A 16,181-nucleotide genomic window follows, 5' to 3' on the forward strand; every position below is an offset into this window, starting at 1 on the left:
AGTATATCCTTAGATGTCTAGTGCTTTAGGTTGCTGTGCTTCATGTGGATGTTCAGTACCCGCATATAGTTTCAGCTTCTTGATCATCGCATAGCCAAGAGGACCTTTTGGAAGCATACCCTTAACCGCTTTGTGTAGAACATCTTCAGGCTTATGTGCAAGCAGTTTACTGAAGTTGGTTTCTTTAATACCACCTGGGTAGCCACTGTGACGATAGTACTTTTTATCTTGCGCTTTTTTACCCGTTACCGTGATTTTGTCAGCGTTGATGACAACAATAAAGTCACCAGTGTCAACGTGCGGCGTAAAAGATGGCTTATGCTTGCCACGTAAGCGAGTAGCGATTTGAGTGGCTAAGCGACCAAGGGTTTTGCCGTCAGCATCTACGACATACCAGTCATGGGTCACTTCAGCTGGTTTTGCACTAAGTGTTTTCATGATAAAACCTTAAAATTAGAATTCGTTGAGAGTTTAGCTGGGAACGGGGCTCTCAAAAAACAGACTGCACATTATAAGCAGTAGCGCCTACGCTTGCAAGCTGCATTGGGGTTTATTTTCGCCTTATATACATTAAACTGCAGCGTTGGCCAGTTTTTTAGCGGTTTTAAACATTTATAAATTTTATTAACAGAATTCATTAACCGGACAATTATGACGATAATAGGCGATAAAGTCCAGCAACAACTTGTCCAACTTTGGTCTGTTTCAGACAATCAAAATACAATGTTTGTGATTCATCGTTTTTTTGCAGCGCTAGCGTGGTATTAAAAACCGTTGCCAGTTGGCTCAATTGCTCATCTAAATCTTTATCCGCTTCTAGGTAGATAAGCGTGTCTGTATTGATTAGATCTTGGGTAAACAAAGTGGTCAAAATAGATTGCCATAAATCCTTAGCATAAGGTGGATCTATAAAAACAATATCAAAGGGACGCGTTACAAGCTGCTTTTGTTGTAGAACTTGTTCGGCTGTACCCTGAATGATTTTATGGCTGTCACTATCAAGACGTAACATCTCGGCACTTTGGCGTAGCATTTGAGTTTGGGCGGCATTCATTTCAATAAAAATACAATGAGCAGCACCGCGCGATAAGGCTTCAAAACCTAAGACGCCGCTACCGGCGCAGCTATCGAGCACTTGAGCGTCATGAATATCAGAAATCAGCCAATTGAATAAGGTCTCACGTAGCCGGTCTGGGGTCGGACGTAATCCTTCTGCATCAATAAAACGTACGATACGGCGTTTAAACTGACCACCGATAATACGTACATCACCAGCTGCAGTAGATTTGGTTTTTTGGTTTTTATTGGGCTTACGCGCGCTTGAAGATTTTTTCATAAAATTAGCTTAGTTATCTACTCTATACTGAATATGTTAGTCAGAAGTCGCTGTCGTTGTAGCGGTTTGAGCCTGTTCTTTTGCGGCTTCTAGTGCTTTGTCTTCTTTTTCACGTATCGCATCACGCATGGCTTTCTCAAATGCTTTTTGCCGTTTAATAACCTTTAGCTGATCAGCAGTGGGCGGCAAAATAGGATTGGTGTCGCGCTGTAATACCCAATAATCAAACAAGGCTCGCCCAATAGGCGCAGCAACGACACTACCACCACCGCCGTTTTCGACCAATACCGCTAGGGCGATTTGTGGATCCTCTACTGGCGCAAAGCCATTAAACCAAGCGTGATCCCAGTGGCGCTTATCCAGCGCGGATTTGTTATAGCTTTTACCCTGAGCAATGGATTTTACTTGCGCGGTGCCCGTTTTACCGGCGATACGATAGCGCGGTGTGTATATACCGCGTCCAGTACCGGCCTTGACCGTTTGCTCCATAGCATCATGCATACGCAGCCAATCAGAGGGTTTGCCATTATAATCAATCTTGCCATCCGGTTTGGTGATGACATCGACTGCTGCCGCACCGTCGCTACTCTTTAAGAGATGCGGAGTAATATGAAGACCTTTACTCGCTGTCATGGCCGTTGCATTGGCAATCTGTAGTGGCGTCGCTAGGAAATAGCCTTGACCAATACTGACAGAGATGGTCTCACCCGGTAACCAACCCTTATCGTACGTGTCTTTTTTCCACTTTGGTGAAGGCATAATTCCAGATTTTTCATTGGGCAAGTCAATGCCAGTTTCTTCGCCGAAGCCAAAACGTACCATCCAGTCATGTAAGCGCTGAATACCCATTTCATACGCCAATTTATAATAATAAGTATCGACTGACATCACGATGGATTTTTTGAGATCGACAGTGCCATGACCACCTTTTTTCCAATCACGAAAACGGTGTGAGTCACCCGGTAAGCTAAAGTAACCTGGGTCGTAGATAGTGGTTTCCCAGTTACGTAGACCATAATGAATACCGCCTAGGGCTTCAAAGGGCTTGATGGTTGAACCCGGTGGATAAGTACCTTGTAGGGCACGATTATAAAGTGGCTGATCCAAATCTTCACGCAGATCATCATAGTCTTTAAATGAGATGCCGGAGATGAAGGGGTTTGGGTCATAACTTGGATTACTGACAAAGGCTAGTACATCGCCGGTTTTGGGGTCTATTGCCACAATGGCACCGCGCCTGCCATCAAGCTGCTGCTGCGCCACAACCTGCAACCCATAATCTAAACTTAAGGTGATGTCGTTACCGGCGATTGGTGGCTTAGTATCGAGTTGACGCAGCACATTGCCGTGTGCGTTGGTTTCTACTGACTGATAACCGGGTTGCCCAAGTAAAATATCTTCGTAATAATCTTCGATCCCAATCTTACCGATAAGGTCGGTACCGGCATAGCGATCTTTATTGATTCTCTTCGATTCTTTGTCGTTAATACGTCCGACATAGCCAATAACGTGGGCAAAAAGTTCGTCATACGGGTATGAGCGTGTGAGCTTACTTTGGATGCTAACACCGCGAAAAAAGGGTTTGCGTTCACTAAACTGCGCCAACTGCGCCTCGGTTAAGTCAATCTTGATGGTTACCGGATCATTTTTACTTTTACTCACACGCGCCAAAATATCGGTGATATTTTCATCCGTCAAATCAAAGATGGGCGCGAGTAATCGTAAGGTACGCTCAGGGTTTTCGACTTCATCAGGGCTGAGCATAGCGGTGAAAACCGGCTGATTGTCAGCGAGGATAACGCCATTGCGATCATAAATATAACCACGACTTGGTGGGGCAGAAATCAATTTGATGCGATTGTTGTCTGCTTGGGTCGTATATTTATCGTGAGCAAAAACTTGCAGAAATCCATAACGTACTATTAGCCCTAACAAGCCCACAAATATGATTAATCCAAGAATAAGAATGCGACTGGTAAAAATGCGATTGACCTGTTCGGTATCAGGAGTGAGCGGTTTGTTCATATAAAGTCAGTACCCAAACAGTCAGTGAGACAATAAATCAAAAAGTTATCAAAGGAGGTATTTATGAAGTAGCAGTCGACCATGTCAAATATCATGTAGACAAAGCGAGGTGAGCATAAAGGATAAGCTAAGGACTTTCAACAACATAGCGTGATATAAGAAGCATTCAATATCTGAAATATTATCATAATAGATCTACAAACATCTCGCAAACGACAACGGCAAATTATAACAGATCAAAAGCGATGACGCAGTAGACAGTCATTTATTTTATCGCTGTTATAAAAGGTGGCATCATTATGTATACGACTGTGGTTGGTGACTCATTTCACAACGGATCTAATCACCGAGTAAATTCGAAAGAAGTAGTTATTAAATCGGTTACTGGTCATACGCCAGTAGATTATTTTAAGGATTTTTTGTGCCACAGTAGCAGTGTAAAACGTGTCATCTCTAGTCACAACTTGCCTAGGGTCTACATGTGCTAATGGATGGCAAGTATGCTAAAATCAGGCGATTTATTTTGTAGTAGTTATTGGGGAGAGGGCTTCTTATTGCTAAGCATTGTTAATGTGCTCAGAATATTTGGTCAACATCGATCATCACGGCAAGGATACATAAAGTCATGGATGTAACTTCATTGTGGCAAACAATCGCTGAGCACCCTGAGTTTTTTGCCATGCTTACCATTCCGCCGGTGACAGCATTTGTGACATGGATTCATGTCTGGATGGCGCTCAAGATGTTGTTTTATCCGATTAAGTTTCGCGGTATACGCATCCCTAATTTCCCATTCTTTGGGCTGCCGGGTATTGGCTGGCAAGGTATTGTGCCAAGAAAAGCGGGTAAGATATCTGGCGTGATTGTTGATCAGACGCTATCTAAGCTTGGCTCGCTTGATGAGTTTTTTCAGGCTATGGAACCAGATCAGATGGCGCTGTTCATCACTGAGGCGGTTGATAAAAACCTTGAAAACTTGATTGATGAAATTATGCTTGATCATTCGCCAGCACTGTGGGGCAATCTGCCTTATGCGCTCAAGCGCCGTGTCTATGCCCAAGCGCACCAAGAGCTGCCAAGCATTATGCAATCTTTGGTGACTGACTTGACCTATCATGTCGAAGATTTGGTCGATATGCGCAAGATGATTGTCAATAAGATGGAGAGTGATCGTCGTTTGATGGTCAATATGTTCTTAAAAGTCGGACAAAAAGAAATCAATTTTATTTGGCATATTAGTGCTTTGATTGGGCTGATTTTTGGCATTATCCAAATGTTTATATTCTTGGTAGTGCCGCAACATTGGACAGTACCGTTTTTTGCGGCCATTTGGGGATTTTTGACCAATTGGATTGCGATTTGGATGGTATTTAATCCTGTAGAGCCGCATTTTATCCGTTATATAAAGTTTTTTGCGCTACAGAGCCGTTTTCCTTTTATTAAGCCACAATTACCGCATATCGCTCGATATCGACTCCAAGGCGGCTTTATGAAGCGCCAAGAAGAGGTATCTGAAGTATTTGCTGAGATTGTGGTCAAAGATTTGGTGACGCTTGAGAACATCATGAATGAGATGATGTATGGTGACCGCGCTATTGAGACGCGTGAATTGATGAAGTCGCATCTGTATAAAGTCTTAGAGTCACCAGTGATTAATACGACTTTACGATTAGGACTGGGTCGCCGCGAGTTTGGGCAATTAAAAAATACCATCATTGATAAATCTATCGTTGCAACGATGGTGCCACTAAGGGACCCTGAGCTCAATGAAAGTCGTGCCAGTAAGATATTTGGACTGTTTCGTGATCGCATCCGAGCGCTGACGCCTGATGAATTCCAAAACTTATTACGTCCTGCCTTTCGTGAAGATGAGATGACGCTAATTGTGCTTGGCGGCTTAACGGGATTTTTGGCAGGTTGGCTACATCTGGTATTGGTGTTTTTCCCAGCTATGCAGTGATAAGCAATGTTTTATGCTTTTTATACACATCGCATACAGAGTGGATACAGAAACGTGACAAGTTGACGCTAATGTACCATGCTGTAAGCGCCCTAAGCTGCAATGGCTTAGGGCGTTATTTAGATAATAATAATCGTTTAAACTACAAGCAGTAACAAGTATTGGATACTTTCGATTATCCTGCAATACCAATCCCTAAAATAAACAATGACCGTATTAAGGTAAACAAGGTTAGACCGTATGTTAATCACAGAATTGGGTTATTTTGCCGTGCTAGCCGCCTTTATGTTGGCGATTTTGCAGGTAGTATTACCAACGATAGGCGTTATGCGTGACCATGTTGCTTGGCAGCGTTTGGCACCGAGTTTGGCATGGGCGCAGTTTGCCGCCATGATTACCTCGTTTGGGGCATTGATGGCAGGCTTTTATTTTAATGACTTTAGCCTTGTCTATGTGTCGCAGCACTCGAATACCTTGCTGCCTTGGTATTATAAGTTATCAGCGACGTGGGGCGGACATGAAGGCTCGCTGCTACTATGGATGACTATCATGGCAACGTGGTGTGCCTTGGTCTCATACTTTAGTCGTGGTTTGCCATTGTCGATGCGGGCGCGTGTATTGGTGATATTGGCTGGCGTACAAATGATGATGCTGGCCATGCTCATCTTTACCTCGTCACCGTTTGACCGCACTTTGCCAAACTTGCCCGTGGATGGTGCTGATTTAAACCCTGTCTTACAGGATTTTGGTTTGATTATCCATCCACCGATGCTATATATGGGCTATGTGGGTATGGTCGTGCCATTTGCCTTTTGTATGGCAGCATTGTGGGAAGGTCGCTTAGATGCGGTGTGGACACGCTGGTCACGTCCATGGGCATTGGCTGCTTGGGGGTTCTTAACCATTGGTATTGCACTGGGTTCGTGGTGGGCTTATTACGAGCTTGGTTGGGGTGGCTGGTGGTTTTGGGATCCAGTAGAAAACGCTTCGCTATTGCCTTGGTTGGCAGGTTTAGCATTATTACATTCGCTTGCAGTCACTGAAAAACGCGGTGTCTTTAAAGCGTGGACGATTATGCTGGCCATTTTTGCTTTTGCCTTAAGCTTACTCGGGACATTCTTAGTCCGATCTGGGGTGATTACCTCTGTGCATTCATTTGCTGCGGATCCCACGCGTGGTTTAGTGATTTTAGCAATTCTTGGCATTATTGTTGGCGGTGGTCTCTTGATGTTCGCTGTACGTGGCTGGCGTCTCACGATTGAAAGTCAATATCAGCTGATTTCACGTGAGTCGTTTTTAGTCATTAACAACGTCATCATATTGATTGCGACCTTAGTCGTATTACTTGGTACGCTCTATCCTATCATTGCTGATGCCTTTAATTTAGGTCAGGTATCCGTAGGTCCTCCATATTTTAATGCGCTGTTTGTGCCATTGACTTGGCTATTAATGATAGCAATGGGCATGGGCTCCAATATCCGCTGGAAACAAGACAGTCGCCCGCTCTTAGGCGCTGGTATGGTCATTGCGGCAAGTAGCCTTGTTTTAGCTGCAGTCATTGCCTATTTTGTTAGCCCTTCTGCCATGCTCAATATTGGCGTGACGCTAGCGGTGAGCTTTTGGGTATTGTTCTGGATGGTGGTCGATTTTAAAGACAAAACCAAAAATGCCCCAAGCTTATTCAAGGGCTTAGCTAAGCTCCGTTTAAGCTACTGGGGTCAGCAGACCGCTCATATCGGCGTTATTATAGCGGTCATCGGTGTTGCGTTTACCAGTACCTTAAGCATCGAGCGCGATGTGGCACTAAGGATTGGTGAAACGGTTAATGTCCAAGGTTATGACTTTGCATTAACCGATTTAAGAGAGACGAGAGGCAGCAACTTTGACGCAACGCAAGCTGAGGTCACAGTCACTAAGAAGGGCAAGGCAGTAACGATACTTCATCCTGAAAAACGGACTTATATCATCAGTACGATGCCGACGACTGAGGCGGCAATTAATGCCAACCTCATGCGTGATTTGTATGTCGCACTTGGTGAGCCTATCGCTGAGGGTAGTAATCAATGGGCAGTACGTATTTATGTGAAGCCATTGATTCGCTGGATATGGCTCGGCGCTATTATTATGGCATTAGGTGGTCTATTGAGTATGCTTGATAGGCGCTATCGTCTCAAAACAACTAAGACGCCCGCTCAAATTACAGCAAGCAAGTCAGGTTTCGCGACCGTTACTGACTTAGATGGCAACAATGTGACAGATGCCACGGCAACAATAGGGGAGAAATAAGATGACTCAATCAGAGAAGTCTCCTCAAAAAGGTACTGATAAAAAAGGCAATCAAACGATGAAAAAAAGCCAAATCAGAATATGGTTTTTGATTCCGCTGATCATCTTTGCCGCTTTTATAGTCATGCTGTATTTTCGTTTAGGTCAGCCGACCGAAATCGTAACCAATACCGCTCTTGAGCGTCCAGTGCCCGCTTTTGAGCTGCCGTTATTGTCCGATACCAGCCGTATCATGACCAATGACAACCTGCCAGATCAGCCGTTTTTGATGAATATTTGGGGCTCTTGGTGCCCAACTTGTATCATTGAGCATCCTTTTTTAATGCAGTTAGAGGAACGTGGCGTCAATCTGGTGGGCGTCAATTATAAAGATGATATTGGCGACGCCCTCGGTTATTTAAACCGTGGCGGTGACCCTTTTTCGATGTCTATCCAAGACTTATCTGGTCAATTTGCCTTAGATTTGGGTTTGACCGGTGCACCTGAAACCTTTGTGGTCGATGGTGAAGGTATTATTCGTCAGCACATTGTCGGTGAGATTAATGAAAGTAATTGGCAGAGCCGTATCACGCCTTGTCTGATGGTGCTCAATGAGGCTGATAAAAATAATGTCAGCCCTGATCCTGACCAAGTTAAGGAGGCGTGCAAATGATTATGATGCCATTAAAATCTATCACGAAAAATTTGGCAAGTTTGATCATTGCTTGTCTTTTTGGCGTGCTTAGTATCAATGTTTATGCCGCCATTGACGTCTACGACTTTGACTCAGTGCAGCAAGAAGCCCAGTACCGTGGTCTTATCGAAGAGCTGCGTTGCCCAAAATGTCAAAACCAAAACTTGGCAGGTTCTGATGCGCCAATTGCCCAAGATTTAAAGCAAAAAACCTATGACATGATTAAAGAAGGTCGTAGTGATGGTGAGATTCGCGCTTATATGCAAGAGCGTTACGGCGATTTTATTACTTATAAGCCGCCCGTACGTCCTTCAACGTGGATATTATGGTTCTTCCCGCCATTATTATTAATTGTATTAATTGCTGGCTGGTTTTGGCAAAGCAAACGCAGTCAGCGTATTGCGCGTGGTCAAAGTGGCATCTTGGTAGACAGCGCTGCTGCGTTATCAGCAGTAGAAGAAGCGGAACTTGATCGTCTGTTATCACGAGCTGATCGCAATAAAACAGATCATGACATCACAAGCATAGAGGACAAAAAATGACCCTATTTTCTACTTTTGGCTTATTTATTGCCCTAAGCTTACTGATTGCACTCGTACTGGCAGTGATCGTTATCACACCTTGGCTACGAGCTTCAAGGTTACGAGAAAATCCTGTTGACAATCAGCTACTAGACATCAATATCGGTGTATTTCGTGAGCGTTTGACAGAATTACAATCAGACAAAGACAACGGCACGATTGATGACGCCCATTATCAAAATCAAAAGATCGAGCTTGAGCGTCAGCTATTGGATGCACAGCGTGAAGTCACCCCAATGGTCGCGCCTGGTATTAAGAGTCGTTTGATTATCATGGTATGGGTGCCTGTGCTGGCAGCATTGGCTTATTTCTTAGTCGGTGATCGTACACCAGTCTTTGATTTGTGGGCAGCAGAAGACAAAGTTGCCCAAGTGGCGGATGACTTATTGACCGGTAAGATTGACCAGCCACCCGCTTGGGCGATTGAAGATGGTACTCAGTTGATCAGTGCCATGCAGACCAACGTATATCGTCATGCCGATGACCCTGATCGCTGGATGCGTTTATCAGAGCTGTTTTTGTCGTTAGAAGCTACTGACTCAGCGATTGAAGCTTTGTCTCGTGCTTATCGTCTATCGCCTGACAACGAAGAAATCGCCACCACTTATGCGCAGATTAGCTTTTTTGCTAATAAAGGTCAGCTTGATGCCAATAGCCGCCGTGTGCTGCAAGATGTTCTTGCCAAAAATCCGCAGCACGAAGGTGCGCAAATGCTGATGGCAATGGGCGAGGCGCGTGGTAATAATTTTGAACAAGCGCAAGGTTGGATTAAGCGGTTACGTAAGAGCATTGCTGCCAAACCAGGTGACCATACCCAAGCATTGAGCAGTCTTGATGAGCTAAGTGCCAATGTCACGGCACAAGAGCAGCAAGCATCTGAAGGGATTGAAGTCACCGTCTCTATTGATCGTTCATTGTTGCCACTAGTGAAAGCTGAAGATGTATTGTTTGTCGCGATACGTGATGTGAAAGGTGGCCCGCCATTTGCCGCCAAGCGTTTACCGATTAGCGTGATTAAACAAGGCGAAGCAACTGTTAGTCTAAGTGATTTAGATGCGATGATGCCAGAGCGCACATTAAAATCTGCGCGTGATGAAAAAGTTCAACTCGCTGTCATTGCTCGCATCAGTCATAGTGGTACTGCCATTGCCGAGTCAGGTGATCTATCAGGTAATCCTGTGGTGATAAGCGTCGAGCAGAATCAAGTCAATGTGGCCATTAATCAGCAAGTTCCTTAACTCGCTGAGTCCAGAATATCATCCTACATTTAGTGCGCGCTATTGTCTCATCTATGGCGCGCAACCTTCTCTCATGAACAGATAAGTCATCATATGTTGCTGCATCAATACTAAAAATACTTGAGGTTTTGAAAGCCACAAGGTAAGGTAAGCTCTGCAAACCACCAATCCCTAAGTTTTATTAGTCCCAAAATCCTATTTATTAAGGAGAATCGTGTAATGATGCGTATTATTTTGCTAGGTCCACCAGGCGCCGGTAAAGGTACCCAAGCTCAGTTTATTTCTAAAGAATATGATATTCCGCAGATCTCAACGGGTGATATGCTGCGTGCAGCAATCAAAGAAGGCACTGAGCTTGGCAAACAAGCCAAAGACGTGATGAACGCTGGTGGTTTGGTTTCTGATGATCTGATCATTAACCTCGTGCAAGAACGCATCGCTAAGCCTGATTGTGTTAACGGCTGTATTTTAGATGGTTTCCCGCGTACCATTCCACAAGCGCAAGCGCTTGCAGATGCCAACGTGACGATTGATCATGTAATTGAAATCAGTGTACCTGATGATGAAATCGTCAAGCGATTATCAGGTCGTCGCCAACATGCTGGCTCGGGTCGTGTATATCATATTGATCACAATCCACCAAAGGTCGATGGCATTGATGATGTCACCGGTGAAGCGCTTATCCAACGTGAAGACGATAAAGAGTCAACCATTCGCGACCGCTTAGCTACGTATCATGAGCAAACATCAGCTCTCGTTGGCTTTTATCAGAACAAAGCTAAAGAAGGCGGCGATGCACCTAAGTATGACAAGTTCGATGGTACCCAAGGTATTGATGACGTTAAGCAACAAATATTTTCTGCCCTAAAAGGCTAATATTTGTACTGAAGCTAGAATATAGCGGATTCATCGAATAGTGTTATGAAAGACCCTGCCGCTAGTAATAGCAATCAGCAGGGTTTTTTAATGGGTCAAAAATAATGACCAATAGCAACATAAATCTAAATGATTGAAAATAAACTCTAAAAATTTCCATAAAAAAACCCCTTACTCATGATGAGTAAACGGCTTTTTTATTAAAACGTCTTACTGATACAGCCAGTAGCGTTGAATTTAAAACTTAAGCGTTACCTTCAGCATCAACTTGTGCTTGCTGCTGACTTTGCGCAAAAGCTTGGTCAAAGTTAACTGGTGCAAGCAATAACTGCGGGAAGCTACCACGCGTTACGATATCGCTGATGACTTCACGAGCATATGGGAACAAAACGTTCGGGCAATAAGCACCTAGGATTTGACCAATTTGATCTTCTGGGATATCTTTTAATAAGAAGATACCTGCTTGATGAACTTCCGCGATAAACGCCGCTTCTTCAGCATTTTTCGCAGTGACACTAACGGTTAATACAACCTGATAATGGTCATCATCCAGTTTTTCGGCATTGCTAGATAGATTAATATCAAGCTCAGGGTTCCACTCTTTGGTGAATACGCCAGCGCCTGGGACTTCAAGTGACATGTCTTTGACATAAATACGTTCTAGTGCTAATTGCGGTTGTGCTTGTTCTTCAGCCATGATAATTCCTCTAAAAGTTAATCAAGTGATTGGGCAAACTGTTATTTTAGTAAAATAGCATTGTAATATAATTCGAGACAAAAGCTCGATATTTTTTATCAAAGCCCTTTATAGCTGTCCCTATCGTTACTTATATAAATGACTCACATATAGACTAGTAAAATAAATAAAGACAGCCAGAATAGCAAGATAGCAAATTAACCCGCTAATAGCTCGTCAAGTTTGCCTTGTTGGTTCATTTGATTCAGCTCATCAAAACCACCGACAAAGGTCTCACCAACGAAGATTTGTGGCACGGTACGATAGTTATTGGTCTTTTGCATTAAAGCACGGCGATCATCGCTGCTCATATCGTGCATGCCAATCTCTTCATAATCAACGCCTTTTGATTTCAGCAGTTGCTTAGCGTTTGAGCAATATGGGCAGATAGGGGTAGTATAAACTTTGACAGATACAGTCATGATAAATCCTTATTTATAAATGTATAGAGCAATTGTTATCGGATAGGTTATAGGATGGAAAGTAGTATTATAAAATTTGCCTATAGAGGCTGCAATCAAGTAAATCACAAGCCTATATTCTATTATGCTCACTATAAAGTGGGGATAGGCAATATAAATTCAAGCCAAATAAATACAAAAGCGTCGTCAGTATCACAAATCCCACATAAAAAAACACCCTATAAAGAGGTGTCTTTTTTATTCACTACCGATAGATAGTAAGTCATAGTTTAATAAAGTGCGCTATCAAACTACTTGTGCAAGCTCGGTTTTGCTTTGACTTTAGTCTTTGGCTTAGCATCCTTTATGCCAACAAGTGGCATTCCAGCAGCTTGCCAGCCACCAACACCGCCTTCTAAGCGATAGACGTTTTCTTTACCAATCATCTGAATGGCAGCACCTGCTTGTACGCCCATATCGCAGATAATAATCACTGGCTGTTCAATCGCACGAATTTCCTCAATGCGGTCTTTTAGCTCAGTAAATGGGATATTACGACTGCCTTGGATATAACCGGTGACAAACTTCTTTTTGGCACGGATATCGATAAGCTGCGCATTTTGCGAGTTCACCATCATACCAAGGGTATTGGGTGAAATCTTTTTACCGCTACGTTTGTTCTCAATAGCAAAAAATAGCACGGCTAGTACGGCTAATATACCAAATAAAAACGGGTGGTTGCCCACAAATTCCAGCGCACGATCCAAACCATACCTCCAAAAAAATAAGTGTTCTATTACGCTGAGAAGACAGCCTAATGGATTGAACAAGGCGCTATTATACCGATTAGCCTATCCATAGTAAACGTGTGATGGTCATCATCGTGATTAACAGTAGATAAGAATTAATAAGGCTCAATAGGGCTTGGTATCTGCCTCTTCTCTTAGCGTCACGAGGTTTTCAACGCGTCGCTGCAATACTTTGCCATCAGCAACTGCTTCCCATAACGCGCAGCCTTTACTATTATGAGTATGGCGACAGTCGCGGAACTGACAATCACCAGATAATGGTGCAAGCTCAACAAAGCCAGAAATAATGTCATCAGGCGTCAAGTGCCAAATACCATACTCGCGAATACCAGGGGTATCGACGATGCCGCCTTGGGTCAAATCGGCTGGATTAAAGGGCAGTAAGCGACTGGTGGTGGTGGTATGTTGACCAAGTTTTGAATTATCAGAGATGATATTCACGCTTTGTGCTGATTCAGGTAGCAGCGCATTGATCAAGCTGCTTTTACCGACGCCAGATTGCCCTGCAAAAATAACCAGCTTTTTATCTATATAGCGTTTTAGCTCGTCAAGTCCTTCCTGCTCATCGCTATCCGCGACGTTTTCAGGACAGTCAACTGAGGTCAAAACGCTCTCATAACCAAGTGCGCCATATTGCGCCAATAACTCATTGGTATCGACGCCTTTTTCTTGCGCCAATAAATCGGCTTTATTCAGTACCAATAAAGGCTTGACCCCAGCATGATGACAAACGACTAAATAACGATCTATCAGTGTCGGGGCGGCAGTAGGTAAGGGCGCAAATACGATTGCCAAAATATCGACATTGGCGGCGACAGGCTTGAGCTTATGATAGCGGTCAGGTCGGGATACCAATGACGTACGTGGTTTGACTGATTCTATCCGACCAAAGCCTGTATTAGAGTCAGCATTCCAGCGCACTTGATCACCTGCTGCTAGCATCGGTAGATTGGTTCGTACATGGCAGCGCCAAATATCACCGAGTGCCAACTCTTGCCAAAACGGCTCAGGGTCATCAGGTGCAACCTCAGGCTGCACAGGTATGAATGCTGGTAAGCTGGTCACTTGCACTTCCAACTGCTTGCCATAATGCGCCATGACCACACCATCCATCAAACTGTCATCGATACTGTCTTGACTTAATAATTGCTGCTTATCGATGCGCCGAATCTGTTGTTTCGTTAGTTTGCGTTGTCGGATTAATGCCATGGGTTGGTGACCTATTATAAAATATTGCTCAGTGTAGCGTGAAAATTTGCTAACATACAGCCTAAAGCGCCTGCACTGGGCAGAGATTTTGTAATATTTTAGTATTCATAAATTCTAAGTGAAATTCACAGCTGCCTAAGTACAAACATTTTTTGCACTGAGATAGTTAGATAGGCGCATTATTTTATTCACATTGCTATTAAAGCATTGCTTGTAAGTTGTCTCAAACTTTATTGACCATAGGATATTTTATGACCACCGGCGACCATCCCAATAAAATTAAAATCAGAAACCAAGGCAAAAAAGGGCTGGTATGGATTGATTTAGAAATGACCGGACTTGATACTCTAAATGATGAGATTATCGAGATAGCGACTGTTGTCACCGATGAAGATTTGAATGTCCTTGCCGAAGGACCTGTCTTTGCGATTAAAGTATCAGATCAAAAGTTAAACGGCATGGATGACTGGAATACCAAGCAGCATGGGCAATCAGGGTTGGTTGACCGTGTACGCCGTAGTACGGTGACATTGGCTGAGGCGGAAGCTGAAACCATTAAATTTTTGAATAAATGGGTCGATAGTGGTAAGTCGCCAATGTGTGGCAATTCAATCTGCCAAGATCGCCGCTTTATGGCGCGTCAAATGCCTGAGCTTGAGCGGTTTTTTCATTATCGAAACCTTGATGTGTCTTCTATTAAAGAGCTTTGCTTCCGCTGGCGTCCTGATGTCCTCAAGAATTTTGAGAAAGGTGGCAGTCATTTAGCGTTAGATGATATTCGTGACTCAATTCGTGAGCTTAAGCACTATCGTCAGCATTTCTTTAAGCTGATACCTTAAAATCGGCACCTTAGAAAAAAAGGTATCAAGAAAGCCTTCAGATGAATCAAGCGCTATGATTGGGCTAATTTGTTTGAAGGCTTTTTTGTATTAAATAATCCAAATTATAATCTAGAGGTGTTATTTGAGTCATGATTGATAAGGCTGTCTTAGTTTTTAACACAGCTCATCAGTACGTTTGATACTGTCAGGGCTCGCTTCATAAATGGCATTGAGCTCTGCTTCCGTCAGGTGTTTTTCAACAGCTGGATATAATTCACGCTCTTCAAAACGAATAAGGTCGTATAAAAGCGTGCCTAATGCTTGAACTTGCGCAGCGGCTACCTCTTTATTGATAAATTTATGTGAACGCTCAGTTTCATCCATTAGTTTATATAGCTGTCTATGCTTAACATCTAAAGTATCAAGCACTGAGGCAACCTCAGTATGAGAGGCACGGTAAGGATCTAAAGCATAAGTGATTAAGGTATCCTCAATATTAAAGTGAGCTTGCATATTTTTAATATAAGCCATGAGATAATGCCAATGCTTGGCAATCTCAGCAGGCTCATCAGTACATTCTTTAGCATGGCGAGACAGGTTAAGTCCAAGGTGATGTTGGCGAGATAAAGGCTGTAATTGATTGGCACGTTTCATAATAAAAACCCGTAATGATTCAATAAATTATACTTTATTCATTATTTGTCACGGTACAGTATGCTCAATATCTACTCATTCTGTATTTGTCTGAGGCAGCCATATGAGCACAGGTGGGCATATGATCTTAGTATTGGTTAGCCGACTCCAAGTACTGTCCTCATGAATAGGGTCGACGATTGACCGGTATAAAAATTATTTTTAGCGACATTTAGTATAAGACTTTCTTCCATGAAAATTGACCACATCATGAGTATGTCATGTAAAAGGATAAGGATGGTCATCGTTTAATCACCGACTATTCAAATGGCGACTTTAATAATAGTAATTATTTATTATTGAAGATAGATAACGGAGGAGAGTAAGGAGCCAGTGAGCCATGGGAGGACAGAAGGTTTAAAAGGCGGGGATTACATATAATAGAGGTTTAGGTAAATAATAAACACAAAAAAACCTCAAATATAAATACTTGAGGTTGAAACTTTTGTATTAAAACTAAGTTTTAAATATGGCGCAGCGGACGGGACTCGAACCCGCGACCCCCGGCGTGACAGGCCGGTATTCTAACCAACTGAA

15 protein-coding genes are annotated in these 16,181 nt (G+C 43.2%); 7 read left to right on the plus strand and 8 right to left on the minus strand.

Going from position 1 to position 16,181, the window contains the following annotated elements:
- Window positions 1-9 precede the first annotated feature (9 nt).
- From rplM to mrdA, 3 genes are all read right to left on the minus strand, one after another.
- Window positions 10-438 carry a 50S ribosomal protein L13 gene (gene rplM, locus JMX89_RS09775; RefSeq protein ID WP_010199223.1) on the minus strand — a complete coding sequence of 143 codons (429 nt, stop codon included), beginning with the start codon at window positions 436-438 and terminating at the stop codon, window positions 10-12.
- Between the two features lie 211 nt (window positions 439-649).
- Window positions 650-1,336: a 16S rRNA (guanine(966)-N(2))-methyltransferase RsmD gene (gene rsmD / locus JMX89_RS09780; RefSeq protein ID WP_133104408.1), complete on the minus strand. Its 687-nt coding sequence runs from the start codon at window positions 1,334-1,336 to the stop codon at window positions 650-652.
- Between the two features lie 36 nt (window positions 1,337-1,372).
- A complete protein-coding gene (gene mrdA / locus JMX89_RS09785) occupies window positions 1,373-3,361 on the minus strand; it encodes a penicillin-binding protein 2 (RefSeq protein WP_201531199.1) in 1,989 nt (662 codons plus the stop codon).
- A gap of 625 nt (window positions 3,362-3,986) precedes the next feature.
- On the opposite strand from mrdA, the gene JMX89_RS09790 reads away from it, so the two are divergent.
- From JMX89_RS09790 to adk, 6 genes are all read left to right on the plus strand, one after another.
- The gene (locus JMX89_RS09790) at window positions 3,987-5,321 is read left to right on the plus strand and encodes a hypothetical protein (RefSeq protein ID WP_181210917.1); all 1,335 of its coding nucleotides are present in this window, start codon (window positions 3,987-3,989) and stop codon (window positions 5,319-5,321) included.
- Window positions 5,322-5,561: 240 nt separating this feature from the next.
- Window positions 5,562-7,607 (plus strand): heme lyase CcmF/NrfE family subunit, encoded by a 2,046-nt coding sequence (locus JMX89_RS09795; protein WP_181210916.1) that lies wholly within the window; start codon window positions 5,562-5,564, stop codon window positions 7,605-7,607.
- Window position 7,608: 1 nt separating this feature from the next.
- Window positions 7,609-8,259 (plus strand): DsbE family thiol:disulfide interchange protein, encoded by a 651-nt coding sequence (locus tag JMX89_RS09800; RefSeq protein WP_201531200.1) that lies wholly within the window; start codon window positions 7,609-7,611, stop codon window positions 8,257-8,259.
- Window positions 8,256-8,822, plus strand: a complete 567-nt coding sequence (locus JMX89_RS09805) for a cytochrome c-type biogenesis protein (protein ID WP_181210914.1) — start codon at window positions 8,256-8,258, stop codon at window positions 8,820-8,822. Before JMX89_RS09800 ends, JMX89_RS09805 begins: the two co-directional genes overlap by 4 nt.
- The gene (gene ccmI / locus JMX89_RS09810; protein ID WP_181210913.1) at window positions 8,819-10,099 is read left to right on the plus strand and encodes a c-type cytochrome biogenesis protein CcmI; all 1,281 of its coding nucleotides are present in this window, start codon (window positions 8,819-8,821) and stop codon (window positions 10,097-10,099) included. Before JMX89_RS09805 ends, ccmI begins: the two co-directional genes overlap by 4 nt.
- Window positions 10,100-10,318: 219 nt before the next feature.
- Window positions 10,319-10,975: an adenylate kinase gene (adk, locus tag JMX89_RS09815; protein ID WP_149409626.1), complete on the plus strand. Its 657-nt coding sequence runs from the start codon at window positions 10,319-10,321 to the stop codon at window positions 10,973-10,975.
- Between the two features lie 244 nt (window positions 10,976-11,219).
- On the opposite strand, the gene secB is transcribed toward adk, so the two are convergent.
- From secB to rsgA, 4 genes are all read right to left on the minus strand, one after another.
- Entirely contained in the window at window positions 11,220-11,672 is a 453-nt protein-coding gene (gene secB, locus JMX89_RS09820) for a protein-export chaperone SecB (protein WP_011514062.1), read from the minus strand.
- A gap of 197 nt (window positions 11,673-11,869) precedes the next feature.
- Window positions 11,870-12,133, minus strand: coding sequence for a glutaredoxin 3 (grxC, locus tag JMX89_RS09825; protein ID WP_011280820.1), 264 nt, complete (start codon window positions 12,131-12,133; stop codon window positions 11,870-11,872).
- A 290-nt stretch (window positions 12,134-12,423) separates the two neighbouring features.
- Window positions 12,424-12,879 (minus strand): rhodanese-like domain-containing protein, encoded by a 456-nt coding sequence (locus tag JMX89_RS09830; RefSeq protein ID WP_149409625.1) that lies wholly within the window; start codon window positions 12,877-12,879, stop codon window positions 12,424-12,426.
- Window positions 12,880-13,026: 147 nt separating this feature from the next.
- Window positions 13,027-14,130, minus strand: coding sequence for a ribosome small subunit-dependent GTPase A (gene rsgA, locus JMX89_RS09835; protein WP_201551456.1), 1,104 nt, complete (start codon window positions 14,128-14,130; stop codon window positions 13,027-13,029).
- Between the two features lie 251 nt (window positions 14,131-14,381).
- Here rsgA and orn point away from each other — a divergent pair, with 251 nt between their 5' ends.
- A complete protein-coding gene (orn, locus tag JMX89_RS09840) occupies window positions 14,382-14,969 on the plus strand; it encodes an oligoribonuclease (RefSeq protein WP_011514059.1) in 588 nt (195 codons plus the stop codon).
- A gap of 156 nt (window positions 14,970-15,125) precedes the next feature.
- On the opposite strand, the gene JMX89_RS09845 is transcribed toward orn, so the two are convergent.
- Window positions 15,126-15,605, minus strand: coding sequence for a hemerythrin domain-containing protein (locus tag JMX89_RS09845; protein ID WP_201531203.1), 480 nt, complete (start codon window positions 15,603-15,605; stop codon window positions 15,126-15,128).
- Window positions 15,606-16,181 lie beyond the last annotated feature (576 nt).

Origin of the sequence: Psychrobacter sp. DD43, assembly GCF_904846555.1 — a bacterium.
GTDB classification, from domain to species: Bacteria; Pseudomonadota; Gammaproteobacteria; order Pseudomonadales; family Moraxellaceae; genus Psychrobacter; species Psychrobacter cryohalolentis.